The organism is Comamonas koreensis (assembly GCF_014076495.1).
Lineage (GTDB): Bacteria > Pseudomonadota > Gammaproteobacteria > Burkholderiales > Burkholderiaceae_C > Comamonas > Comamonas squillarum.
The window spans coordinates 4,283,589-4,307,231 of the sequence record NZ_CP043575.1 but is presented as its reverse complement, the minus strand read 5'-3'; the positions used below and the strand labels follow the sequence as shown (position 1 = coordinate 4,307,231).

Annotated in this window: 24 protein-coding genes; 13 read left to right on the top strand and 11 right to left on the bottom strand. The window is 63.8% G+C overall.

The genetic code is table 11. The features are described from left to right. Positions 1 to 184 precede the first annotated feature (184 nt). The 9 genes from F0Q04_RS19640 to F0Q04_RS19600 all read left to right on the top strand — a co-directional run bounded on the left by F0Q04_RS19640 (position 185) and on the right by F0Q04_RS19600 (position 10,880). Positions 185 to 673 carry a tripartite tricarboxylate transporter TctB family protein gene (locus tag F0Q04_RS19640; RefSeq protein WP_116927197.1) on the top strand — a complete coding sequence of 163 codons (489 nt, stop codon included), beginning with the start codon at positions 185 to 187 and terminating at the stop codon, positions 671 to 673. Between the two features lie 14 nt (positions 674 to 687). Beyond that, entirely contained in the window at positions 688 to 2,202 is a 1,515-nt protein-coding gene (locus F0Q04_RS19635) for a tripartite tricarboxylate transporter permease (protein ID WP_116927198.1), read from the top strand. A 172-nt stretch (positions 2,203 to 2,374) separates the two neighbouring features. Next, complete coding sequence (locus F0Q04_RS19630) at positions 2,375 to 2,872, top strand: sigma-70 family RNA polymerase sigma factor (protein WP_232539411.1); 498 nt, start codon at positions 2,375 to 2,377, stop codon at positions 2,870 to 2,872. A 60-nt stretch (positions 2,873 to 2,932) separates the two neighbouring features. After that, a complete protein-coding gene (locus tag F0Q04_RS19625) occupies positions 2,933 to 4,105 on the top strand; it encodes a FecR family protein (RefSeq protein ID WP_182343043.1) in 1,173 nt (390 codons plus the stop codon). A 149-nt stretch (positions 4,106 to 4,254) separates the two neighbouring features. After that, on the top strand, positions 4,255 to 6,669 hold the full coding sequence (locus tag F0Q04_RS19620; protein WP_182343041.1) for a TonB-dependent siderophore receptor: 2,415 nt from the start codon (positions 4,255 to 4,257) through the stop codon (positions 6,667 to 6,669). 277 nt (positions 6,670 to 6,946) lie between these two features. Further along, on the top strand, positions 6,947 to 7,597 hold the full coding sequence (locus tag F0Q04_RS19615; RefSeq protein ID WP_116927202.1) for a hypothetical protein: 651 nt from the start codon (positions 6,947 to 6,949) through the stop codon (positions 7,595 to 7,597). Between the two features lie 125 nt (positions 7,598 to 7,722). Continuing rightward, positions 7,723 to 9,030 carry a DUF3422 family protein gene (locus F0Q04_RS19610; protein WP_182343039.1) on the top strand — a complete coding sequence of 436 codons (1,308 nt, stop codon included), beginning with the start codon at positions 7,723 to 7,725 and terminating at the stop codon, positions 9,028 to 9,030. 77 nt (positions 9,031 to 9,107) lie between these two features. Next, positions 9,108 to 9,980: a DMT family transporter gene (locus F0Q04_RS19605; RefSeq protein WP_116927228.1), complete on the top strand. Its 873-nt coding sequence runs from the start codon at positions 9,108 to 9,110 to the stop codon at positions 9,978 to 9,980. Between the two features lie 72 nt (positions 9,981 to 10,052). Beyond that, on the top strand, positions 10,053 to 10,880 hold the full coding sequence (locus F0Q04_RS19600; protein WP_116927204.1) for an SDR family oxidoreductase: 828 nt from the start codon (positions 10,053 to 10,055) through the stop codon (positions 10,878 to 10,880). 359 nt (positions 10,881 to 11,239) lie between these two features. Here the strand turns inward: F0Q04_RS19600 and F0Q04_RS19595 are convergent, their stop codons facing one another. Both F0Q04_RS19595 and F0Q04_RS19590 read right to left on the bottom strand, forming a co-directional pair. Then, the gene (locus F0Q04_RS19595) at positions 11,240 to 12,103 is read right to left on the bottom strand and encodes a DUF2076 family protein (protein ID WP_133248199.1); all 864 of its coding nucleotides are present in this window, start codon (positions 12,101 to 12,103) and stop codon (positions 11,240 to 11,242) included. A 123-nt stretch (positions 12,104 to 12,226) separates the two neighbouring features. Continuing rightward, positions 12,227 to 13,129 (bottom strand): DMT family transporter, encoded by a 903-nt coding sequence (locus tag F0Q04_RS19590; protein ID WP_116927206.1) that lies wholly within the window; start codon positions 13,127 to 13,129, stop codon positions 12,227 to 12,229. A 113-nt stretch (positions 13,130 to 13,242) separates the two neighbouring features. On the opposite strand from F0Q04_RS19590, the gene F0Q04_RS19585 reads away from it, so the two are divergent. From F0Q04_RS19585 to F0Q04_RS19575, 3 genes are all read left to right on the top strand, one after another. Then, a complete protein-coding gene (locus F0Q04_RS19585; RefSeq protein ID WP_116927207.1) occupies positions 13,243 to 14,223 on the top strand; it encodes a quinone oxidoreductase family protein in 981 nt (326 codons plus the stop codon). A gap of 101 nt (positions 14,224 to 14,324) precedes the next feature. Further along, complete coding sequence (locus F0Q04_RS19580) at positions 14,325 to 15,176, top strand: NUDIX hydrolase (RefSeq protein WP_182343037.1); 852 nt, start codon at positions 14,325 to 14,327, stop codon at positions 15,174 to 15,176. After that, positions 15,173 to 16,450 (top strand): NAD(P)/FAD-dependent oxidoreductase, encoded by a 1,278-nt coding sequence (locus F0Q04_RS19575; RefSeq protein WP_182343035.1) that lies wholly within the window; start codon positions 15,173 to 15,175, stop codon positions 16,448 to 16,450. Before F0Q04_RS19580 ends, F0Q04_RS19575 begins: the two co-directional genes overlap by 4 nt. Positions 16,451 to 16,453: 3 nt before the next feature. Here the strand turns inward: F0Q04_RS19575 and F0Q04_RS19570 are convergent, their stop codons facing one another. Together F0Q04_RS19570 and F0Q04_RS19565 are read right to left on the bottom strand one after the other, a co-directional pair. Next, a complete protein-coding gene (locus F0Q04_RS19570) occupies positions 16,454 to 17,101 on the bottom strand; it encodes an aspartate/glutamate racemase family protein (RefSeq protein ID WP_182343033.1) in 648 nt (215 codons plus the stop codon). A gap of 9 nt (positions 17,102 to 17,110) precedes the next feature. Next, complete coding sequence (locus F0Q04_RS19565) at positions 17,111 to 18,538, bottom strand: MFS transporter (RefSeq protein WP_021027198.1); 1,428 nt, start codon at positions 18,536 to 18,538, stop codon at positions 17,111 to 17,113. Between the two features lie 26 nt (positions 18,539 to 18,564). Here F0Q04_RS19565 and F0Q04_RS19560 point away from each other — a divergent pair, with 26 nt between their 5' ends. Further along, positions 18,565 to 18,774 (top strand): hypothetical protein, encoded by a 210-nt coding sequence (locus F0Q04_RS19560; RefSeq protein ID WP_182343031.1) that lies wholly within the window; start codon positions 18,565 to 18,567, stop codon positions 18,772 to 18,774. A gap of 178 nt (positions 18,775 to 18,952) precedes the next feature. Here the strand turns inward: F0Q04_RS19560 and F0Q04_RS19555 are convergent, their stop codons facing one another. The 7 genes from F0Q04_RS19555 to F0Q04_RS19525 form a co-directional block, all read right to left on the bottom strand. After that, positions 18,953 to 19,189 carry a hypothetical protein gene (locus tag F0Q04_RS19555; protein ID WP_133248201.1) on the bottom strand — a complete coding sequence of 79 codons (237 nt, stop codon included), beginning with the start codon at positions 19,187 to 19,189 and terminating at the stop codon, positions 18,953 to 18,955. A 221-nt stretch (positions 19,190 to 19,410) separates the two neighbouring features. Beyond that, entirely contained in the window at positions 19,411 to 19,842 is a 432-nt protein-coding gene (locus F0Q04_RS19550; RefSeq protein ID WP_116927212.1) for a GNAT family N-acetyltransferase, read from the bottom strand. A gap of 150 nt (positions 19,843 to 19,992) precedes the next feature. Beyond that, positions 19,993 to 20,697 carry an NYN domain-containing protein gene (locus F0Q04_RS19545; RefSeq protein ID WP_116927213.1) on the bottom strand — a complete coding sequence of 235 codons (705 nt, stop codon included), beginning with the start codon at positions 20,695 to 20,697 and terminating at the stop codon, positions 19,993 to 19,995. A 51-nt stretch (positions 20,698 to 20,748) separates the two neighbouring features. After that, a complete protein-coding gene (locus tag F0Q04_RS19540; protein ID WP_133248202.1) occupies positions 20,749 to 21,006 on the bottom strand; it encodes a hypothetical protein in 258 nt (85 codons plus the stop codon). Positions 21,007 to 21,134: 128 nt separating this feature from the next. Continuing rightward, on the bottom strand, positions 21,135 to 21,980 hold the full coding sequence (locus F0Q04_RS19535) for a MurR/RpiR family transcriptional regulator (protein WP_182343029.1): 846 nt from the start codon (positions 21,978 to 21,980) through the stop codon (positions 21,135 to 21,137). 89 nt (positions 21,981 to 22,069) lie between these two features. Then, positions 22,070 to 22,879, bottom strand: a complete 810-nt coding sequence (gene otnI, locus F0Q04_RS19530) for a 2-oxo-tetronate isomerase (RefSeq protein ID WP_182343027.1) — start codon at positions 22,877 to 22,879, stop codon at positions 22,070 to 22,072. A gap of 68 nt (positions 22,880 to 22,947) precedes the next feature. After that, positions 22,948 to 23,634: an aldolase gene (locus tag F0Q04_RS19525; protein ID WP_182345812.1), complete on the bottom strand. Its 687-nt coding sequence runs from the start codon at positions 23,632 to 23,634 to the stop codon at positions 22,948 to 22,950. Between the last annotated feature and the right edge of the window lie 9 nt (positions 23,635 to 23,643).

The window sequence follows — 23,643 nt, the reverse complement described above, 5'->3', positions numbered from 1 at the left end:
ACAAGCGCTTGGGCAGCTCTTCATGCTGCGCAAACCCGCGCCCAGCTTGGGTTTCGGCGCTGTACGCACTGGTGTCACCCTAGGGGTTTTCCTGTGTGGAATCGTAAGTGGAATCCACATGCGTCAGCTGGCCGTCAGCGTTGACAATGCGCTGCATCCCTAAAATTGTTTGGAGACAAAGGTAATGAAGCTCAAAAGCCAGAAAGACTTCTGGGCGGGCATCATGTACATGGCAGTGGGTATTGGGTTCGCCGTCGGCGCCCAGAACTACTCGATTGGTACAGGTGCTCGCATGGGTCCGGGGTACTTCCCGTTGATTCTCGGCGTCCTGCTGACGCTGATCGGTGCGGCCGTGGCCTTCAAGGGCCTCACTGCCGGCCCCGCTGGCGGAGACCCGATCGGCAAATGGGCATGGCGACAAGTGTTCTTCATCTTGCTGGCCAACTTTGCCTTCGGCATCTTGCTGGTGGGCGTGCCCAGCATCGGCATCCCCGCGATGGGCCTAATCGTCGCCATCTACGCACTGGTCTTCATCGCCAGCATGGCTGGTTCCGAGTTCCGTGCCAAGTCGGTCTTCATTCTGGCCACCATCCTGGCCATTGGCAGTTACGTCGCTTTCGTGTGGGCACTGAACCTTCAGTTCCCCGTGTGGCCTAGCTTTATTACCGGTTAAAAGGGGCCAGGACCATGGAATTGTTTGACAACCTGGCCACCGGTTTCGGTGTTGCCTTTACCTTTCAAAACCTGATTTACTGCTTTGTCGGCTGTCTGTTGGGTACCCTGATTGGCGTGTTGCCTGGTATCGGCCCGGTGGCCACCATCGCGATGCTGCTGCCTGCCACCTACGCACTGCCTCCCGTGGCAGCGCTGATCATGCTGGCCGGTATTTACTACGGCGCCCAGTACGGCGGCTCCACAACGGCGATCTTGGTGAATCTCCCGGGAGAGTCATCGTCCGTCGTGACCGTGATTGACGGCTACCAGATGGCCCGCAAGGGACGCGCCGGTCCGGCACTGGCGGCAGCGGGCATTGGCTCGTTCTTCGCCGGCTGCGTGGGCACCGTGATTCTGGCTGCCTTCGCGCCTCCACTGACCGAAGTGGCCTTCATGTTCGGCCCTGCCGAGTACTTCTCGCTGATGACCCTGGGCCTGATTGGCGCCGTGGTGCTGGCGTCGGGCTCGCTGCTCAAGGCCGTGGGCATGATTGTGCTGGGTCTGCTGCTGGGCCTGGTGGGTACCGACGTGAACTCCGGCGTGGCCCGTTACTCCTTTGACATTCCTGAGCTGACCGATGGCATCGACTTCGTCGTGATCGCCATGGGTGTGTTCGGCTACGGTGAAATCATTGCCAACCTGTCCAAGCCTGACGATGAGCGCGAAGTGTTTGCTGCCAAGGTGACTGGCCTCATGCCCACCAAGGAAGACTTCAAGCTGATGTTCCCCGCGATGCTGCGCGGTACGGCGCTGGGCTCGGCCCTGGGTATCTTGCCCGGTGGCGGCGCGATGCTGTCGGCTTTTGCAGCCTACACGATCGAGAAGAAGACCAAGCTGCGTCCTGGTGAAGTTCCTTTCGGCCAAGGCAATATCCGTGGCGTGTGCGCTCCAGAATCGGCCAACAACGCCGGCTCGCAGACCTCGTTCATTCCACTGCTGACCCTGGGTATTCCACCCAACGCCGTGATGGCGCTGATGGTGGGTGCGATGACCATCCATAACATCCAGCCTGGTCCCCAGGTGATGACCAGCAACCCAGAACTGTTCTGGGGCCTGATTGCCTCGATGTGGATCGGTAACCTGATGCTGATCGTTCTGAACCTGCCGCTGATCGGCGTCTGGATCAAGCTGCTGACCGTGCCTTACCGCTGGTTGTTCCCCTCGATCGTGCTGTTCTGCGCTGTCGGTGTGTACGGCACCAACAACAACAGCTGGGACGTGTGGATGGTGGGTATCTTCGGTTTCGTCGGCTATGTGTTCCACAAGCTCGGTACCGAGCCGGCTCCCTTGCTGCTGGGCTTTATCCTGGGCCCGATGATGGAAGAAAACCTGCGCCGTGCGCTGCTGCTCTCGCGCGGTGACTGGTCGGTGTTCGTCACCCGCCCCATCTCTGCCGGTCTGCTGATTGCTGCTGCGATCTTGCTGGTGGTGGTCTGCTTGCCAGCGGTGAGCAAGAAGCGCGAAGAGGCCTTCGTCGAAGAAGAATGACCGCCCGCAGCGCTGCTGCAAGACTGACAAAGGCACCTTCGGGTGCCTTTTTCCATTTCAGCGGCCCAGGAATGCTGCGGCTTATCGTTGATAATGAGAGTTATTCCCATCTGAGAGGCGGAAGCCGGACCACTGATGGAGACCTTGGCCTTCCATGGGGCGATGCCCGTTCGTGCTTGAGCGCTATTACCGAGAACTGCTGAACTTCTGCCTGCGCAAGGTCAGAGACCGCGACACTGCGGCCGACCTGGCGCAGGAAAGCTATGCGCGCGTGCTGGGCATGCAGCGCGCCGGCAAGGTGATCGAGCAGCCGGCCGCCTTGCTCAAGCAGGTGGCGTTGAACGCCAAGATCGACCTGGACCGGCGCACCCAGCTGCGCCAGCACGAGGACATCGATGCGCTGGACGAGGCCCTGCAGCCGGCCAGTCCCCAGCGCCTGCAGCCCGAAGCGGTCTATGCCTCGTCGCAAACCGTACAGGCCTACCTGGCCACCATTGATGCGCTGCCGCCGCGCTGCCGCGAGGCTTTTTGCATGTACCTGTTCGACGAGCTGTCCAACCAGCAGATCGCCGAGCACATGGGTGTCTCGGTCAGCATGGTCAACCAGTACATCAGCCGTGGCAAGATCGCCTGCGCCGCCCGCAAAAAGGAGCTGGACCTTGGTGACTGATCCAATCCGGCGGGGGGCCGACATGCAGTTTTTCTGCGCCCAAGCGTCTATAACTTTGAGATGAGCCGTTTTTCCACCTCGCCCTCCCGTGCATGTGCCCCGTCTGTTGACGAGGCGGCGGAGCAGCGCGCGCTGCAGGCCTTCTTTGGCGAGCAGGACGCGGTGGATGTGCAGGCCGCGCAGTGGCACACCCGTCAGGAGCAGGGCCTGAGCGCGGGCGAGCAGGCGGCGCTGGCGCAATGGCTGCAGACGAGCGCTGCGCATGCCCAGGCCTGGGCCCGGATCGATGCGGGCGTGGCCAGCTTGCGTGCGCTGCCCACAGCAGCGGTGGCCCAGTGGCGTGCCAGCCAAGCGGCGAGCCCGCCCGCAGCCGCTGCCGCAGTGCCAAGATCCGCACCCGCAGCCGCAGCCGCAGCCGCACCCGCACCCGCAGCCGCCAAGCGAGCGCCGGTCCGCCCCCTCACATGGCTGCAGGCGCTGCTGCCCGGCCCGCGTGGCCTGGCCTTGTGCGCCGTGCTGCTGGTGGCGCTGGGCCTGGGCTGGCAGCAGTGGATGCAGCCGGTCTACAGCGCGCACTATGTCGTCCAGCGCGGCCAGCACCAAAGCCTGCAGCTGCCCGATGGCTCTACCTTGGAGCTCGATGCCGAGACCGAGGCGCAGGTGCGCCTCTACCGCGACCGGCGCGAGGTGCAGCTGGCGCATGGCCAGGCGATGTTCATCGTGGCACCCGATGCCAGCAAGCCTTTTGAAGTGCAGGCCGGCCCGGCCCGCGTCAGCGTGGTGGGCACCCGCTTTGCGGTGCGCTACCGCCAAGACGGCATCGACGCAGGTCAGGTGCGGGTCGAGGTGCAAGAGGGACGGGTGCGCGTGGCCGCCGTGCACAGCCCGGCCACCGCACTGCTGCTGGGCGCCGGCCAAACCACGCAGGTTGCAGGCGATGGTCTGCTGGCACCCGTGGGCAGCGTAGCCCCCGACAGCGTGGGCCTGTGGCGCAAGGGCTTGCTGCGCTTTGACAACACCCCGCTGGCCCAGGCCTTGCAGGAGATGGAGCGCTACGGGCCTACCGGCCTCATGGTGCGCGACCCCGCTGTGGCGGCGCTGCCCCTGGGCGGCAGCTACGCGACGGCCAGGCCGGCCGAGTTGGCCCATATGCTGACCCAGGTACTGCCGGTGCGCCTGGTGCCGGGCCCAGAGGGCCGCGCCGAAATCGTCGCGAAGTCCGATAAAAAATAATTCAGAAAATGCAAAAACGGGGTGCAGTTCTGCGCCTGCAGTGCGTCATAAAAGGTAATGAGATTTATTTACTGCATTGCCTGACCATGTCCAAACCCCGTTTGTCCCTCCGCTCTCCCTCCCGCTCCACTGGCGCATCGGTTGCCACCATGGCCCGCTTCCATCCTGCACCGTTGGCGCTGGCCGCCGCATTGGCGCTGGCGATGCCGCCCGCCGCGTATGCGCAATCTGCCACGCCCGCCCACCAGGCGAGCAGCCTGTCGATTGCGGCCCAGCCGCTGGGCTCCGCACTGCAGGCGCTGTCCGCAGCCACGGGCGTGTCCATCGGCTTTGCGCCGGCGCTGGTCGAGGGCAAGACGGCGCCCGCCGTCTCCGGCACGCTCACGCCGCAGCAAGCGGCCGAGCGCCTCTTGGCCGGCAGCGGCCTGATGGCGCTGCGCCAGGGCGAGGCCCTGGTGATCAAGGCGACGCCCTCGGCTGGCGACACCAGCACCTTGCCCACGGTGACGGTGACCGCACAAGGCGAGCGCAATGCGACCAGCGAAGGCTCGGGCTCGCTGGCGGCCTCGGCCGTCAGCCTCAACAAGGGTGACCAGGCGCTCAAGGACATTCCGCAGTCCATCAGTGTGGTCACGCGCAAGCAGCTCGACGAGCAAGGCATCACCGACTTGCGCGATGCGATGAACAAGGTCACCGGCACCATGGGCGTGCAAGGGGTGGGCCAGGGCATGGTGCTGTCCGCGCGCGGCTTCCAGATCGATGCCTGGCAGTACGACGGTGTGGCGATTCCGCGCAACCACTACTCGCTGGGCAACTGGGGCACCGAAGGCATGGTCTTCTATGACCGGCTGGAAGTGCTGCGCGGTGCCTCGGGCCTGCTGCAGGGCACGGGCAGCCCGGGCGGCGCCGTCAACCTGGTGCGCAAGCGCGGCCAGCGCGAGAAGACCGTCACCGTCACCGCCCGCGCCGGCTCCTGGGACCGCTATGGCCTGCAGCTCGACGCCGGTGGCCCGCTCAATGACGAGGGCAGCTTGCGCGGCCGCCTGGTGGTGGACGAGTCACGCGGCCACTCCTTTGTCGACTATGTGAATGAGCGCACACGCTCGCTCTACGCCGCATTGGATTACGACATCAGCCCCGACACCACGGTAGGCTTTGGCGTCAGCCAGCTCGACAGCAAGGGCCGCCCCTTCATCATGGGCCTGCCGCTGTATGCCGATGGCAGCATGACCGACCTGCCACGCTCGACCTTCACCGGCTCTCACTGGAACCGCTCGAACGTCAGGCAAACGACGGTCTATGCCGACCTGAGCCACCGCATCAACAACGACTGGAAGCTCAAGGTCTCGGCCCTGCATGTGAGCGAGCAGAACGCCTCCTTGCACCAGCGCATGACCGGCAAGGTCGAGCCCGATGGCAGTGGCGTGACCTATGACAACTGGTACACCGACTTCGACCTGAAAAAAGTGGCCTTCGATGCCTTCATCAACGGCCGCTTTGACCTCGCTGGTTTCCGCAACGATGTGACCGTAGGTGCCAACTATTCCAAGTACCGCTCCAACGATGTCTATGCCCGCACCTTCACGGCGGGCGCGAATCTCTTTGACATCGACCACCACCGCCCCGAGCCCACCCTGGACAGCCTGCTGGCCGCCGGTGGCCGGCAATGGAAGTCGGCCTACGATGTGCGGCAAAAAGGCATCTATGGCAGCTTGCGAACGCGGCTGACCGAGCCGCTCACCGCGATTGTGGGCGCTCGCACCAGCTGGTATGACTCGCTCTACACCAATGCGGTCACGGGTGAACGCCAGGTCACCACCACGTCTGCAGAGATCACCCCCTATGCCGGCCTGGTGTATGCACTCACCCCCGAATGGTCGCTGTACGGCAGCTACACCAGCGTGTTCGAGCCCCAGTCCGAGCGCACGGTCGATGGCAAGGTGCTCGACCCGATCACCGGCACCAACTATGAACTGGGCATCAAGGGCGAGCTGATGAACGGCAAGCTCAACACCTCGCTGGCCCTGTTCCGCTACGACCACAAGAACCGGGCGGTCAACGACCTGGCCTCCGGCTTTGCCTGCGACGGCTGGTACTGCTCGACCTCGGCCGGCAAGGTGCGCAGCCAGGGCGTGGAGGCCGAAGTGAGCGGCGAAGTGGCGCGCGACCTGCAGGCCATGGTGGGCTACACCTTCAACACCAGCAAGTTCCTGAATGACCCGACCAACCAGGGCCAGGTCTTCAGCACCTGGACGCCCAAGCACATGCTGCGCGCCTGGCTGTCCTACCAGCTGCCGGGCGATTGGAACCGGCTGAGTGTGGGCACTGGCGTCGTGGCGCAAAGCCATACCTTGAGCTATGACCGCTCCTTCAAGGTTGCGGGCAACACCATCACCAGCCTGCGCCTGGCCTACCAGGCCACGCCCGAGATCAGCGTCGCCCTCAACGTGAACAACCTGTTTGACAAGCACTACATCCTGCCCGGCTTTGTCGGCTACACCGGCGGCACCTATGGCGATCCGCGCAATGCCATGTTGACCCTGAAGTACACGCCCAAGCTGTGATCGGTCGCTGAACTGCCCAGCTGCAGTGGCAAAGCCTGGCCTTGGTCCAAAAAACGGCAGGGTTCAGGTTTTGCACCACGCAAACTGCGTTAGGCTGCGCGTTGCGATCCGCAAGCGGGTGGGCGGGCCATGCAGGGAACCACCCACTACAGCTTGCACCGGGGCCTGCAACCAGTGCCCCAGGCGATTGCCAACCAGAGCCAGCCATTGCCGGCCCATGCCCCGCGCATGCGGCAGGGAACCCGCCAGCCAGCCATTCAGCCCAAGAGGAGGAGCCATGTCCAAGAACAACCAACCATCCACCCTGTGTCGCCCGCTGCTTGCGGCGGCCCTGGCCGTTTCGGCCAGCTTCGGTGCCGCGCTGCCAGCGCATGCCGATTACCTGTGGCTGCAGACCGAGAACGGCCAGACGCGCGCCCAGGTGGGCGAGCTGCACAAGGCGCCAGGGGCGCTTGGCGAACTGAGCGAGCCGCGCCAGGTGGTGGCAGAAGGCAAGAGCGTGCCCGCATCGGCCGATCCCTATGTGCTGACCCAGCAAGAGGGCGCCCCGGCCGACCAGCGCTTTGCCGCGACGCGCGCGGGCAGCGATGGCGTGCTGACCTACTACCAGGCCCGCTTTGGCCGCCAGGAAACCAAGGCCGTCAATGACCTGGAGCTGGTGCCCACCACGCCCCAGGGCAACACCTACCAGCTGATGTTCAAGGGCCGGCCCGTAGCGGCCAGCCAGGTGAATGTGGACACCAGCGAAGGCTGGCGCCGTGTGCTGGCCCCCGCCAAGGATGGCACGGTGAGCTTTACGCCGTCCTTCCCCGGCCTCTACGTGCTGGAGGTCACAGCCCGCGTCAACAACGGTAGCGTCAAGATCGATGGCAAGCAGTACGACGAGGTGCGCCACACGGCGACCCTGAGCTTTGAGGTGCCGCAGTAACGCGCTAATCCCCCGCAGGGGCGGGCACACCGCTTTTATCGGGCGCCTGCACAAGTATTGGCTTGGCACGACAATTGCAGCAGTTCGACGGCTTGCCGTCTGGTGTTTGCCGCTTTTTGTCTTTCATGAAAAACCTGCCTCCGCTGCAGCAGCACGACCTGCGCCGTGCGCTGCACAACGAAGTCCATTCCCGCCCCCCTGAAGCCCTGCCCGATAACACCGCCGTGTTCTGCACGGTGATGTGGGCCGATGCCGCCGAGCGCGCGGCCAGCCGCCAGTGGCTGCACCAGCTGCTGCGCGATCTGCAGCTGCCCGTGCCCGATGCCGAGGCCAACCACCTGCGCCTGGACCTGGGCAATGGCCGCCTGCGCTGGGAGCTGCACACCGAATTTGTCTCCTGGACCTGGATGGTGCCCATCCGCCCCGAAGCGCTGGACGAGGCCGAGCTGCCGTCTGCCAGCGACCTGGTTCCCGCCCAGTGGCTCGCCGGTTTGCCCGGCCGCTGCCTGCTGGCGATGAATGCCTGGGTGCTGCACGCGTCCCCCGCGCTGGAGAAAAAGGTCGAGCAACGCTGGCTGTACGAGGACAAGCTGGTCGCCTCCAAGGCCTCCGAGCAGAAGGCGCAGGTCTATACCGATTTTTCCATCCACTCGGATGGCGCATCGCGCCTCTTTGTGCTGAACCAGGGCCTGTCGGCCGCGCGCAATGGGCGCCTGGTGCAGCGCCTGCTGGAGATCGAGACCTACCGCATGGCCGCCTTGCTGGGCCTGCCTGCGGCGCGTGAGACCATGGAAAAGCTCGCCAGCACCGAGACTGAGCTGGCCGAGCTGTCCGCTGCCATCCGCAGCGCGGGCGCGGCCAGCGAGCCGCAGCTGCTCGACCAGCTCACGCGCCTGGCCGCGCAGGTCGAGAGCCAGTATGCCGCCCACCATTCTCGCTTTTCGGCCAGCAGCGCCTACTTTGCATTGGTGCAGCAGCGTGTGGGTGATATCCAGGAGACGCGCCTGGGCAGCTACCAGAGCATCGGCGACTTTATGGACCGGCGCCTGACCCCCGCACGCAACACCTGTGTGTCGGCCCACCAGCGGCTCGAAGCGCTGTCCCAGCGCGTATCGCGCCTGAGCAACCTGCTGCAGACGCGGGTCGATATCAGCCAAAAGCAGGGCCGCCAGGCGGTGCTCAAGGCGATGAACGAGCGCCAGGGCCTGCAGCTCAAGATGCAGTCCACGGTCGAGGGCCTGTCGGTCGCGGCCATCACCTACTACATCACCGGCCTCATCAGCTACCTGGCCAAGGGCCTGCAGAAATGGGGGTGGCCTCTGTCGCCAGAAACGACGGCGGCGCTGGCCATCCCGGTGATAGGCTTGGGCGTCTGGTGGTCGATTCGCCGCATGCACCACCGATTGTTCCATGGGTCGGCGCACCAGCACTGACTGGTTCTTGGAGAGTTATCTTGTCTGTTTCTGTTGCACCGGCTGCGGTGCTCACGCCCAGTGTGCGCCGCGCCGGCATGGTCTGCGCCGTGGTGGGCGCCATCGCGTTCAGCGGCAAGGCCATCATCGTCAAGCTGGCCTACCGCCATGGGGTCGACGCGATCACCTTGATCATGTACCGCATGCTGTTTGCGCTGCCGCTGTTTGTCATCATGGCCTGGTGGGCCGGGCGGGGCAAACCGGCGCTGTCGCTGCGCGACTGGCTCGCCGTCATCGCGCTGGGCTTTTGCGGCTACTACCTCTCCAGCTACTTGGATTTTGCCGGGCTGAGCTATATCAGCGCGGGGCTGGAGCGGCTGATCCTCTACCTCAACCCCACCTTGGTGCTGGCGCTGGGCTGGCTGCTCTACCGCAGGGTGGCCAGCGGCCACCAGCTGCTGGGCCTGGCCATCAGCTATGCCGGCGTGATGCTGGTGTTTGGCATGGAGCTGTACACCCATGGCGCCGGCCAGCAGGTGGGCTGGGGTGCTAGCTTGGTGTTCCTGAGCGCCGTGAGCTATGCCGTCTACCTGGTCTACAGCGCCCAGTATGTCAAACGCCTGGGCGCGCTGCGCCTGGTGGGTCTGGCCACCAGCTTTGCCTGCCTGTTCTGCATTGCGCAGTTCTTGCTGACGCGGCCTCTGCAGGCCGCGCAGGTGGATGGGGCCGTCATCTGGCTGTCCGTCCTCAACGCCACCTTGTGCACTGCCGTGCCGGTTTTGCTGGTGATGCTGGCCGTTGAGCGCCTGGGCGCCGCCACCGTCGCGCAAACCGGCATGATCGGCCCGCTCTCGACGATCCTGATGGGCGTGTGGCTGCTGGGCGAGCCGCTGACGCCGGTGATGGTGGCCGGCACGGCCTTGGTGCTGACCGGCATCTATGTGTTCACCCACCAGGCCAAAAGACAATAAAGGGCATGTCCAGGCGCCCGAGCGCGACTGCCATTTGTGACATAGCATCGATACCCACAAGGAGATTTGAATATGGATTTTGGAATTGCCAACAAATGGGCACTCGTCTGTGCGGCCAGCAAGGGTCTGGGCCGTGGTTGCGCGCAGGCGCTGGTCAATGAGGGCGTCAATGTCGTCATCAACGCGCGCGGCGAAGAAGCGCTGAAGGACACCGCCCGCCAGCTCAAGGTGATGGCCGCGATGTGGGCCGCAGCCGCACCCGGCCGCGTGGCACCCCAGGTGATCGCCGTTGCAGCCGACATCACCACCGAAGCCGGTCGTGCTGCGGTGCTGAATGCCGAAGGCGGCCCGGGCCAGCGCTTTGACATTCTGGTGAACAATGCCGGCGGCCCGCCACCCGGTGATTTCCGCGACTGGGACCGTGAGGCCTGGATCAAGGCGCTGGACGCCAACATGCTCACCCCCATTGTGCTGATCCAGACCTTGATCGACGGCATGGCCGAGCGCGGTTTTGGCCGCATCGTCAACATCACCTCCAGCTCCGTCAAGGCCCCCATCGATATCCTGGGCCTGTCCAACGGCGCGCGCAGCGGCCTGACCGGCTTTGTCGCAGGCGTTGCACGCAGCCCCATTGCCGGCAAGGGCGTGACCATCAACAACATCCTGCCGGGCAAGTTCGACACCGACCGCATTGCCGCCACGATCTCGGCCACCGCCAGCAAGACCGGCAAGAGCGAAGCCGACATCCGCGAGGCGCAGCAAAAGCAGATTCCTGCCGGCCGCTACGGCACCGCCGATGAGTTTGGCGCGATCTGCGCGTTTCTGTGCAGCCAGCAGGCGGCCTATATCACCGGCCAGAACATCCTGCCCGACGGCGGCTCCTACGCCGGTACGTTCTAAGAACCTGTTCAAAGTCTCTACGCAGCCGCGTTGGAGTGCAATCGGGATGAGTTCGAAGGGCTGGTCCGCAGCTTGCACCGGGGTGCAAGCAAGGGCCAGCGCGAAGAAATCGCCCGATTTCACTCCAACCCGTAGGGACAGTGGCTTTGCGGCCGCCCGGGCAGGGGCGGTCTGCGGCGTTGCAGCGCTTGCCAATAGCTGGCTATTGGCTGCGCACTGCGCCTAGCATCCCATCCCGCAAAGACACTGTCGCGGCGCGAGGAGACATTGAACAGGTTCTAAGCGCCCGCACCCACCAAGCAAAACCGCCCGAGCAGCTGCCCGGGCGGTTTTTTGATGTCTAACGTTCTGGCCGGCGATCAGGCCTGGTCATCGTCAAAGAAATCAAAGCCATCGTCCCCGCCGTCATAGTCCGCCACGTCCTGGCTGTTGCTATCACTGCTGCCGCTGCTGCTGTCCGTATCCGGCATCCAGCGGTTGGCCGCCGCGTCCACATGGTCGCGCCCGGCTTGCTGGGCGAGCTGGTCCAGGCCACCGTTGTCGCCGCTGCCGCTGCCGCTGGTGTTGGCCGTGCTGGCGCTGTCTGCAGCCGGGCTGCTGCTGGCCGCATGGCTGGGGTTGGCCGCCGCCTGCGCGGGGTTGCTCCAAAGGTGGCTCAGACCATTGAACAGCAACATGCCACCCGCCACACCGGCGGCAGAGGCAGCGGCCTGGCCCAGAAAGCCGCCCGCTGCCGACCCCGCCGAGGGCTGCGCAGGCATGGGGGCGGGCGCTGCCGGGGTGGCTGCTGCCGGGGCCGCGCCAAACCAGCGCCCCGTGCTGGCCGGGGCTGGCGTATCGCCATAGCCTGCGGGCGCAGCGCTGTTGGGCGGATAGCTGGGGGCATAGCCAGCGGGGCTGCGGCTGGCCAGGTTGGCATCCGGGCTGCGGCCAAAATGCGTGTCCAGCCCGGCACCTAAGAAGCTGGAACTGCCGCCAGACGGTTTAGCGGCAGCAGCCCGGGCCTCGACCAGTTGCGCCTGCAACTGCGCCTCTTGCTGCTGAGCCTGTTGCAGCGCCTGCTCCAGCAGCAGGCCGCGCTGGGTCAGCCAATAGAGCGCATCGGGGGTTTGCTGGGCCTGCTGGCGTACCCAGGCTTCTGCCTGGCCGTCCTTGGGCTGGCCATCCAACTGGCGCAGTTGCTGGAAGAGGTTCTCAATCAGGGTCTGTTCTTGCGCGTTCATCTCGGCATCCTCGCAGGTGGTGGTGTCACCGCATATGGGATGCACTGTGCGCTTGCGCAAGGGCGCCAGTGTGAAGCGCGCGTTCTATCCGTAGCAGGTTGTAAACGCCTGGGCCGGCCCGCATCAGGCCCGGCGCGACGAAATCACAATCCCGGCGACCACCAGCACAAAGGCCGCCGCATGGTAGAGGCGGGGCGGCTCGCCCAAAAAGGCGGCCGACAGCACGGCAGCAAACAGCGGCGTGAGGTTGGTAAAAAAGCCCGCCACCGTGGGGCCCACGCGCTGCACGCCCACGCCCCAGCAGCGGTAGGCGACCAGGGCCGGGCCAATGACGATATAGGCAATGGCCCAGAGCAGGGTGCTGTTGATCTGCAGCTGGCTGGCGCCCACGGCCCATTCGCCAGCAGCAAACAGCCCGGACCAGAGCAGGCCAAAGGTCAGCTGGGCCATCAGCAGCAGCGCCCACTGGCTTTTGATGCCGGCCGGATCGGGGGTACGCACCAGCAGCCAGCTGTAGAGCGACCAGCAGGCGGTGGACAGCAGCATGAACAGATCGCCCGGCACCAGGCGCAGTTGGGTCAGCTGCTGCCAGCTGCCATGGCTGAGCACCAGCAGCACGCCGCTGACCGAGAACAGCGCGCCCAGCATCTGCGGCCGCGTGATGCGGGTCTGGAAGAACAGCGCGCCAAAGGCCATCATCCACAGCGGCATGCTGGATGCCACCAGGGTCACATTGATGGGCCCCGAGGTCTTGAGCGCCATGTACTGGAAGGCGTTGTAGCAGCCAATGCCCAGCAGGCCGATGATGGACCAGCGCTTCCACTGCGGCCACAGCGGGCTGCCCCGGCGCAGCAGTGGGTAGGCCAGCGGCAGCATGATCGCGAAGGCCAGCAGCCAGCGCACAAAGTTCAGCAGCATGGGGGAGACCAGCTCGTGCACCAGCCGGCCCACGACGGCATTGCCCGCCCACATCAGCGGGGCGGCGGTCAGCAGCGCCATGGTCGACGGTGTCAGTTTTTGTTGCATCGCGTGACTGTACATCCCCGTGACAGCAGCCGGTGTGAAAGCGTGGCAGCATGGTGACTGACGGCACCAAGCACCTACCCAGAACCTATCTCAGTTCACACAGGAGAATTCCCATGTCTTTGGCAGTACAGATTGCGCGCAATGGCGGACCCGAGGAGATGAAACTGGTCGACGTGGATGTCGGCGCCCCTGGCCCCGGCGAAGTGCGCATACGCCACCATGCCATCGGGCTCAATTTCATCGACGTCTACCAGCGCACGGGCCTCTACACCCTGCCGCTGCCTTTGAACCTGGGCATGGAAGGCGCCGGTGTCGTCGAGGCCGTGGGCGAAGGCGTGCAGCACCTGCAGGTGGGCGACCGCGTGGCCTATGCCAGCAACCCACCGGGCAGCTACAGCGAAGTGCGGGTGATGCCCGCCGCCTATGTCTGCCAACTGCCCGACAGCATTGATTTTGAAACCGGCGCGGCGATGATGCTCAAGGGCCTGACGGCCCAGTACCTGCTGCGCCAGGCCAAGCCGGTTGAAGGCCTGCATGCGGGCGACTTTGTGCTCTTCCACGCTGCGGCAGGCGGCGTGGGGCTGATCGCCTGCCAATGGGCCAAGGCGCTGGGCCTGCGCCTGATTGCGACCGCTGGCTCCGCAGAGAAATGCCAGCTGGCGCTGGCCCATGGCGCCGAGGTCGCGATCAACTACCGCACGGAAAACTTTGCCGAACGCGTCAAGGACATCACCGGCGGCAAGGGTGTCAAGGTCGTCTATGACTCGGTCGGCAAGGACACCTGGGATGGCTCGCTGCAATGCCTGCGCGCCTTTGGCCTGATGGTGTCGTTTGGCAATGCCTCCGGCCCGGTTCCGCCATTTGCGCCGGCCATCCTGGCGGCCAAGAGCCTGTATGTCACGCGCCAGGGCCTCTTTACCCACCTGCGCTCGCGCGAGGCCTGCCAGGCCATGGCCAATGACCTGTTCGCCGTCGTGGCCTCGGGCCAGGTCAAGATCCATATCGCGCAGCGTTTTGCGCTGTCCGAAGTGCAGGCCGCGCACCGCGCGCTCGAGGCACGCCAAACCACGGGCAGCAGCATCCTGCTTCCCTGATGTTCCCGTAGCCGATGTCCGCATCGGGTTTTGGGCGGGGGCTGGCAGCCCCCAGGCGCAGATGGACTAACATCCATCTGCTTTTATTTTGATAGTGCACCATGACCCGTGTTTCTCCCCCGCTGTTCGCGTCCGAGCCGCCCACCTGGCTGGCTGCTGCGCGCAGGGCCATGCAGTCGCCGCCGCGCAAGCCCCGGCTGCCGCTGTGGGTCAACGGCCAGGCGGTCGGCTCCCTGGTCGAGCATTTTCTGATCGACACCGGCATTGCCGGGCGCCTGGGCGGTGATGCACTGCTGTCCAAGCGCGAGCGCTCGGGCACGGCGGTGTGGCTGCTTGAATCACCCACGCAGGACGCGACGGCGCTGATGGGCCGCCTGGCCGATGCGCTGCGCGATGCGGGCCGCATTGGCCCCTGGCGCAACGAGCAGCTGGCCGTGCAGGCGGTCGATGGCAGCCTTATCGGCACCGTCGAGCGCGGGGCGGTGCGCGTGCTGGGCATTGCCACCTTGGCCGTGCACCTGGTGGGCATCGCGCCTGATGGGCGCCTGTGGGTGCAGCAGCGCGCGGCCAACAAGGCCAACTACCCGCTGCACTGGGACACCTTGATGGGCGGCATGGTCTCGGCCCAGGACAGTTTGGACCAAGCCCTGGCGCGCGAAACCTGGGAAGAGGCCGGCCTGCAGATTACTGACTTGCAGGGCCTGCGCCATGGCGGCGTGCTGCGTTTTCGCCAGCCCGACAGCGATGGCGGCGACGACCTGGGCTATATGTACGAAGACATCCACTGGTATGCCGCCACCGTGCCCGAAGGCCAGGTGCCCCGCAACCAGGATGGCGAAGTGGCGCAGTTTGCGCTGTGGCAGGCCGCTGAGGTCCAGCAGCAGCTGGCGCAGGCACGGTTCACGCCCGAGGCCGCCTTGGTCTGGGCCGGTTTTGCAGATTGGATGACATGACAGAGACAGTGAACAAGCAGGGCGCCCCGGTGCAGGCACCCAAGCAGGTGGTGGTGGTGGGCGCCGGTGTGGTCGGCGTAGCTACCGCCCTGGCGCTGCAAAGCTATGGCGTGGCCGTCACCTTGATCGACCGGGGCGAGCCCGGCATGGAATGCAGCTATGGCAACTCCGGCGCGATCAGCCCCGGCTCGGTCGCGCCGCTGGCCCTGCCTGGCATCTTGAAAACCGTGCCCGGCATGCTGATGGACCAGGACGGCCCGCTGTCGATTGGCTGGAAGCACCTGCCCAAGGCGGCGTCCTGGCTGGTGGCCTTTGCGCAATCGGCCGAGCCCAAGCGTGTGGCTGCGGCGGCAGAGCGCCTCAACGACCTGTACCAGGGCGCCGTCGATGCGCATGCGGCGCTGGCGCAGAACCTGGGCGTGTCCGAGCTGTTCATGCGGCGCGGCCATCTGCACCTCTACCCCGATGCCGATTACGCGCAAAAGGATGCCACCGGCTGGCAGCTGCGCGCCAAGTATGGCTACCAGGTCGAGGAGCTGGACCGCGCCGGCATCGAGGCGCTCGAGCCCCATGCACCCCAGGGCTATGCCCATGGCCGTTATCTCGCCGACCACGGCACCATCCTGAACCCGCTGCGCTATGTGCAAAGCATGCTGCATGCCTTTGTGCAGCGCGGCGGCAAGCTGGTGCAGGCGGAGGTCAAGGCCATCCGCCCCGATGACAAGGGCTGGGCCGTGCGCACGGGCGATGCCGCGCTCGATGCGCAGCGCTGGCCGCATATCGTCGTGGCCGCTGGTGCCTGGGCGCCTGCATTGCTCAAGCCGCTGGGCATGCTGCTGCCGATCGAATCGCAACGCGGCTACCACGCCCAGTTTGCCGGTGCCCAGCACCTGGTGGAACGCACCGTGGTGCTGGCCGACAAAAAGGTGTTTATCGCGCCGATGGAAGGCGGGCTGCGCGTGGGCGGCACGGTCGAGATCGCTGGGCTGAAGGCCCCGCCCAACCCGCGCCGCGCAGCGGGCATCGAGCGCATGGCGCGCGAGGCCTTCCCGGCGCTGGCAGGCCTGGAGGCCCAGCACTGGATGGGCCACCGCCCCTGCCTGCCGGGCTCCGTGCCCATCGTGGGCCATATCGATGCGATCCAGGGCCTGTGGCTGGCTGTGGGCCATGGCCACTTGGGCCTGACCGGCTCGCTGCCGACGGCCCAGCGCATAGCGACCGGCATGTGCGGGCCACAGGCGCTGCCGTTTTGGCAGTTGCGCACTGCCGGATAAATCTCAACCCATCAGCTGGGCCAGCCTGCGCACCGCCGCCGGTATCGGCGCAATCACCGGCAGATCCAGGCGCTCGGCCAGCGCAATGGCGGCCTGGCCCAGCGGGCCGCCGCCAATGATCACGGCCTGCGCGCCATCCTCGTCCACACAGCGCTGCACAGCTTGGGCCAGTGCGGCTTCCAGCGCCTGCGCATCACCACTCAAGGCGCGCGGGTCGCCCTCGGTCAGGCGGATGCCGGTGTAGAGGTGTGCCAAACCCACGGCAGCCACGCGCCCGGCAATCGGCTCCTCCAAATCCGGCGTCACAGTGGCCACACCAAAGCGCCGCCCGCCGCTGACCGCCTCCAGCATCGAGGCCTCGGCAATGCCGACGACGGGCACGGCGCTCAAGGCGCGCAGCCGCTCCAGCCCTGGGTCGCCAAAGGCGCTGATGATGACACCGGCGCAATCGCTGGGCGCCTCGCGCCAGCAGTCTTCTACCTCCAGCGCGGCTTGCGCCAGCTCGGTCGCGTTGACGATCATCAACGGGCCCTTGCCGGCGGTGCGCGGCAGAATCTGCCACGGCGCGGGCGCCGAGCGCTGGGCAATGTCGGCCATCATCGCAGTGGTGGCCTCGGAGGCATTGGGGTTGATCAGCAGGATTTTGGACATGCAGCAAAACTAGGATTGGGCCGTGGCAGGCGTGCCAGCCAGCGGCTCGGCATCGGGGGAGCGGCCATAGGTCTCGGGCACGCATTGCACGCTGATGATGAAAATCAGGTACATCGCAGCGGCCAGGCCAAACACGCCGCCCAGGCCAAAACCATCAAACAGACGGCCGGCTACCAGCGGCATCAGCGCACCGGCGGCCGTGCCGGTGGCGAGGATGAAGGCGGTGCCAAAGGCGCGCACACGGGTGGGGTAGAGCTCGGGCGCATAGATCCAGATAGTAGTGTTGAGCAGCAGCACAAAGAACTGGAAGGTAGCCCCAGCAATCAGCAGCACCACAATGCTCTTGGCGGCAAAGCCAATCGTGAGCGCCGCCAGGCAGGCGCAGATGGCGCCGGCGGTCAGCACCCGTTTGCGCGGAAAGTGAAAGCCCAGCGCTGATGCCGCAATCGCGCCCAACAGGCTGCCGCTTTGCATCACCATCGTGAACAGCAGGCTCTTGGACATGCTGTAGCCCAGGCCCACCAGAATCGTCGGCATCAAGGTCAGCACCGAAATCTGCGCGCCATAGGTCATCCAGATGGTAATGCACAGCGGCACCGTGCGGCGGCCGAGCGCGCCCCGGAAAATCTCGGTGATGCGCACCTTGATTTTGGCCGCCGTGGTGCTGGCGCCGTCATCGCTGATATAGGGATGGGCGGCTTGCGCGGCGCCCGCCAGCTTGCCCGATGCCAGGCGCGTCAGCACGGCATTGGTCTCGGCAATGCGGCCTTGCGACAGCAGAAAACGTGGCGTCTCGGGGATATAGCGGCGGTAGAACGCAGCCAGCAGCGCCGGCACCATCAGGCAGACAAAGAGCCAGCGCCAGCCGTTGTCGCCGGGGAAGATCCAGAACACCAAGAGGCCAAAGGCGGGTGCCAGAAAATTGCCCAGCCCGCCCGCGCCCACATTGACCAGACCGACCGCTGTGCCCCGGAACTTGGACGAGCAGAACTCGGACAGCATGGTGACCGCAATCGCAATCTCACCCCCCAGGCCAAAGCCCACCACCGCCCGGCCCAGCGCCATCACCGCCAGATTGGGCGCCATCGCGCAGATGCCCGCACCAATCGTGAACAGCAGCAGGTCCACCGTCAGCATCACGCGCCGGCCATAGCGGTCTGCGATATAGCCCGACACGATGCGGCCAATCGCCGCGCAGGCAAAGGTCACCGAGTTGAGCATGCCGATGTCCGACGCCGTCAACCCCCATTGCTCCTTGAGCATGGGCCCGATGATGCCGACCGCGTTCTGCTCGAAGCTGTCAAACAGGCAGCCAATCAGGATCAAAAAGATGATCGTGTGGTGCGAGCGGGTCACCCCAATCTTATCCAGGGCCTGGTCGAGTTCGGCCACCTTGGGAGAGTCGGGTGCAGAGGAAAGTGCAGGTCCACCAGCCATTGAAAGCTCCTTGAGAAGAGTCGTGCTTGCTCGATTCGGATCGCTGCGCCAGTGTTGGGCAGTTCATCGAAGTTTGGTATAGGTATTTCACTAATATGGTGCATATGAAATTGAAATTTCATGCACCAGCCAGACAAAGCAAGCAACGTGCCATCTATCTCGGTATCGGGGAACAGGGCGGTGGTGGTGGTTTTCTCAAAGCAAGGGTGCAGCTAGCTGCTGCGCCGGCGGCGTAGGGAGCCACGAAGAGAGAGGCTGCGATCCATGAGGTGAGGGCTGGTTGCGTCAGGGTGCAATCACCGTAGCCCCAGAGTTGTAGCGACTGGCCTGCTGAGTGACAGTGTTCGTGCGAACGGTTTGAAGGGGCTTTTGACTGTCTCTGAACGACCTACAGTAGTCATGCGTTCTGACTAGCTAAATGCTATCTTTTTTTAAAGCAAGGATGCTCTTTCCCTTCTCTGGATTTTCGGGCGAAAAACACTGCTGCGAGCCATCCTGAGAATCAATGAACAACCTTCCACAAGATCCACATTGCCACATCGTGCGGGCTGGCGTCTGGACTATTTTTCTTGCGTGCATGTATGCATCGTCTTTGCTTAATTTGCCGCTGAAAATTGAATCAATGATTGCACTATCGAGAGTGTCAAACACATCGAGCCAGCCTTGATCAGGCGTTATGTGTGCTTTGTTGGGTAAGCAGTCCGTACCATCAACAATGAACGAACCACAGAGGCATCGAATTTTCAAAGTAGAGCCTTGCGCTAGTGTTAGCGGAGTATTTTTTTCTGAATGTTAGATCGCAGTCGGCAGACTGTAAATTGCCGATGTGCTAACGTCGCAGACCGACGCTCAGCAGATATTGAATACGCCGCTCAGTTTTTTGAATTATATATATTTGGAGAGTATCGTTCCATATATGTATCTGGATATAGCGGGGATGTAAATCCATATTCCTTATATAAGCCATGGGCGTTGCTGGTGGCTAAAGTGAAACGCCGTAGCCCCTGAAGTAGAGGATGAGATAAAACAGCTCTCATTAGAGCTTTACTATAGCCGTTCCCCCGGCATTCAGGAATAACGAAAACATCAACAAGATTGGCAAATGTCGCGCTATCCGTGATGACGCGACAAAATGCTACTTGTCGATTTTCTATATAGCCCCCAAAGCATAGAGAGTTGTCAATTGCTTTGCGCAATAATTTCAGTGGGATATTCTTGGCCCACGGAGTTTCAGTGGAAAGAAAGCTGTGAATCAAAAGGATATCCAGCTCTTTCTTGTCGGTTGAAATGCGTAAATCTTTCATGATTGAATACCTCGTCAGCGCATGTCATATTGGTTGTCAGCTTCTGGCTGGAGGACTAGACCACCACCGCAAGAAAATTAGCTGCAGACTTGCTTATTCATTTGCTCTTGCATTGTGGGCTTCTTGCCGATTGTGGCGTCGTAAATCTAACTACTTTAGCCGAAGCTCAACGTGCACAAATTCGGTTGAGTCTGGAGCATCTCTGACTTCAAGGTAAGACTGCGTGCGAACCAAGTCGCTAAGCTTTTTAAAGCCGTAGTTACGTGGATCGAACGAGGTATGCGTCTTTCCTAATAGGCTACCCACGGTTGCTAGTCGGGACCATCCGCTATCGCGTGTGGTTTCTCGAATTGCGTGAACAAGTAGCTCCTTCAGGTCAGGGACGTCGGCGACTTTTGCATGGGCTGTTGGTTCTGCGGTAGCCTTTAAAACCTCGAAAAAAATGAACTTGTCGCACGCGGCAATGAACGGCTCCGGAGTTTTTCGCTCACCCATGCCATAAACAACCTTACCTGCTTCGCGCAAGCGAGTTGCAAGTCTTGTGAAGTCACTATCACTTGAGACAAGGCAAAAGCCATCTACGTTTCCCGCGTACAGCAGGTCCATCGCGTCGATGATGAATGCGGAATCGGTTGAGTTCTTGCCTTGGGTATAAGAAAACTGCTGAATAGGTTGAATCGCGTGTTTGTGAAGATGTGCCTTCCATCCAACAAGATTTTGCGTCGTCCAATCACCGAAGGCGCGCTTAACTGTCGCGATGCCGTACTTGGTAACTTCCTCTAGTACTTCCCTCGCCACAGAACTTGAGGCGTTGTCAGCATCAATTAGAACCGCGAGTCTTGCCGTATCGGTCATCTCAGAACACCTTCATATAGAAAAATAAAAACCAGAGTTAGCTATTGGCCGTTACCAGTACCTATCGTACTTGGCAGTCCATCCATCGTAGATCGTGTAGGTTATTGGAAAAATCTGCTCTTCGAGCACGCCCAGATGTCGAGCTAGACGGGCCTCTGTTTCCTGTCCTTCGCGTTTCATGTTCAGGTTGAATTTCACTGTCTCATCGCCACAGAACACAGCAAACGCAAAACCGCCGGCCATGTAACCCGGAAAAATGAGACCTGAAGGCATGCGTGTTTCCGCGCCAACATAGGGTCCGCGAACCATACCCGCCTCCGCGGTGGCCAGGTAAGGTCACCTTGTTTCTGGCATCCAGCTGCAAAACTGTGTTGTTGGTCGCAAACAGTACGACGCCCTAGCGGCTGCTGCACAAAACAGGAGCGTCCTGCAAGCCATCAAAACTCCTGGTGCTGCTCATGCTGCTGCTCAATGGCCGCCAGGCGCTTGCGGCCCGGCGCGCCGGCTGCCTCCAGCACCATGGTAGCCAGCAGGTCGCAGACGGCCATCACGGCCACATGGTTGTCCAAAAGGCCTGAGCCATGGCAGTCGCACTGGATGGACCAGGTGGCAGCGGCGTAGTGGGGGGAGGCCTGGTCGCTGACCAGCAGCACAGCAGCGCCGGCCTTGCTGGCAGTGGCCAGCAGTGCGGCCATCTGGCGGGTCTGGCGGCGCATGCCAAAGATGATGACGCAGTCGTTTTTGTTGAGGCTGGCGGTGTACTCGGCCAGCGTTTCGCCGGGGCCGGGCAGGCTGATGACCTGGGGCACCACCTGGATGATCTGCCAGCGCAGGTACTGCGCAAACGCGTGGCTGCTGCGGCTGCCAAAGATGAGCACCTGGCGCGCGGCGATGATGGCCTGCACGATCTCGCTCAGCTGCGGCTCACTGAGCTGGTCCAGGGTGTTGATCAGGTTGGCGAGCGAGCGCTCGCGGTGCGTGGCCAGCATCTGCCCGCGCTGGAACGCCTCGGTGGCCGACTGGAACAGCGGCGAGCCGCTTTGCTTGTCCTCACGCACCTGGCGGCGCGCTTCTTCGTAGTTCTCATAGCCGAGGCGCCGGATAAAGCGGCTTACCGTCGAGGGCGACACCTTTGCCAGTTGGGCCAGCTCATTGCCGGCATAGCTGGCCAGCTCGCCGGGGAACTCCAGCACAAAGTCGGCCAGTTGCCGCTCGGTGGCGGGCAGTGCCTGCAGGTGCTGGCGCACCCGCTGCAAAAAGGATTCGGTCGCTGGTGGTCGCATCGCAGGGCGGCGGGCCGGGAGGCCTGCGGCTAAAGGGGGATGAGGGGATTCTAGGCCACCCCATCCACCACGGGGGTGCGTCGAGCCGCTTACTCAGCCTTTGCCAGATAGGGCTTGAGCCAGCCCAGGCCATCGCTGGTGGCATGGGGCGCTGCGCCGCGCGCGGGCTTGTACTCGCAGCCAATCCAGCCGTCCCAGCCCAGGCTGTCCAGCAGCGCAAACAGATAGGGGTAGTGCAGCTCGCCCACATCGGGCTCGTGGCGCTCGGGCACGCCGGCAATCTGGATATGGCCGACCTGGCCCGTGGGCAGGTACTGGCGGATCTTCATCGCCAGGTCGCCCTCGACGATCTGGCAGTGGTAGAGGTCCATCTGCACCTGCACATTGGCGGCGCCAATCTCGGCCACCAAGGCATGGGCCTGGTCCTGGCGGCTCAGGAAGAAGCCGGGCATATCGCGGCCATTGATGGGTTCGAGCAGAATGCGTACATCCTGCGCTGCTGCATGCTCGGCCGCATGGCGGATATTGGCGATGTAGGTGGCGCGCACGGTAGCCGCATCCACGCCCGCGGGCACCAGGCCGGCCATCACATGCAGGCGCGGGCATTGCAGCGCTTGGGCGTAGCGCAGCGCCTGTGCAATGCCGTCGCGGAACTCGGCCTCACGCCCGGGGATGCAGGCGATGCCGCGCTCGCCCCGGTCCCAATCGCCCGGCGGCGCATTGAACAGCACCTGCTGCAGGCCTTGCTGCTGCAGCAAGGCTGCCAGCTGCTCGGGCGCGTAGGCGTAGGGGAAGAGGTACTCGACGGCCGTAAAACCATCGCGGGCGGCGGCGGCAAAGCGGTCCAGAAAGTCCAGGTCGTTGTAGAGCATGGACAGGTTGGCGGCAAAACGGGGCATGGGTGATTTCCAAAAAAAGGGGGCGGCCGGCAGGCAGAGGGTCAGTGCACGGCAGGCAGGGTGTGGTTTTACCAGTGCGCGCCAAAGCTTTGGCGCAGCTCGTCAATCTGGGCCTCGCTCAGCGGCGCGGGTGGCTGCGCGCGGCATTGGTTCCAGAGCAGGGCGGTCTCTTCCAGCTCTTCCAGCGCGGCCATCGCCGCAGCCGGGCTTTCGTGCCAGACATTGGGGCCCAGGCGCGCCAGCATCACCGCGCGGATCGGCCGGCCCGCTGCTGCGTACTGCGCAATCGCCTCGGCCACGGCCTGCGCCGCATCGGGCGAGCCGGGGCGGTGGTAGGGGATATGCGGCACGCGGCCCACCTTCATCACAAAGTAGGGGGTCAGCGCGGGCAGCAGCTCGGCGGCGGGCACCACCCCGGGCACAGCAGTGGCTTGCAGCGAGCAGGCCACCAACTGGCGGCTGTGGGTGTGGATCACGCAGCCGGCGGGTGTGGGCGTGTTGGCGCTGGCCTCGTAAATGCGCCGGTGCAGCACGATGGTCTTGCTGGCGCGGTCACCGCTCAGCTGTTGGCCTTGCAGATCGAGCTTGGCCAGGCGCTCGGGCTGCAGCTGGCCCAGGCTGGCATCGGTCGGGGTGATCAGGTAGCCGTCGGCCAGGCGCACGCTGATATTGCCAGCGCTGGCATGCACATAGCCGCGCTGGAACAGCGATGCTCCTACCCGGCAGATCTCGGCGCGGGCGCTGGGTTCGTCCATAAAGACCAT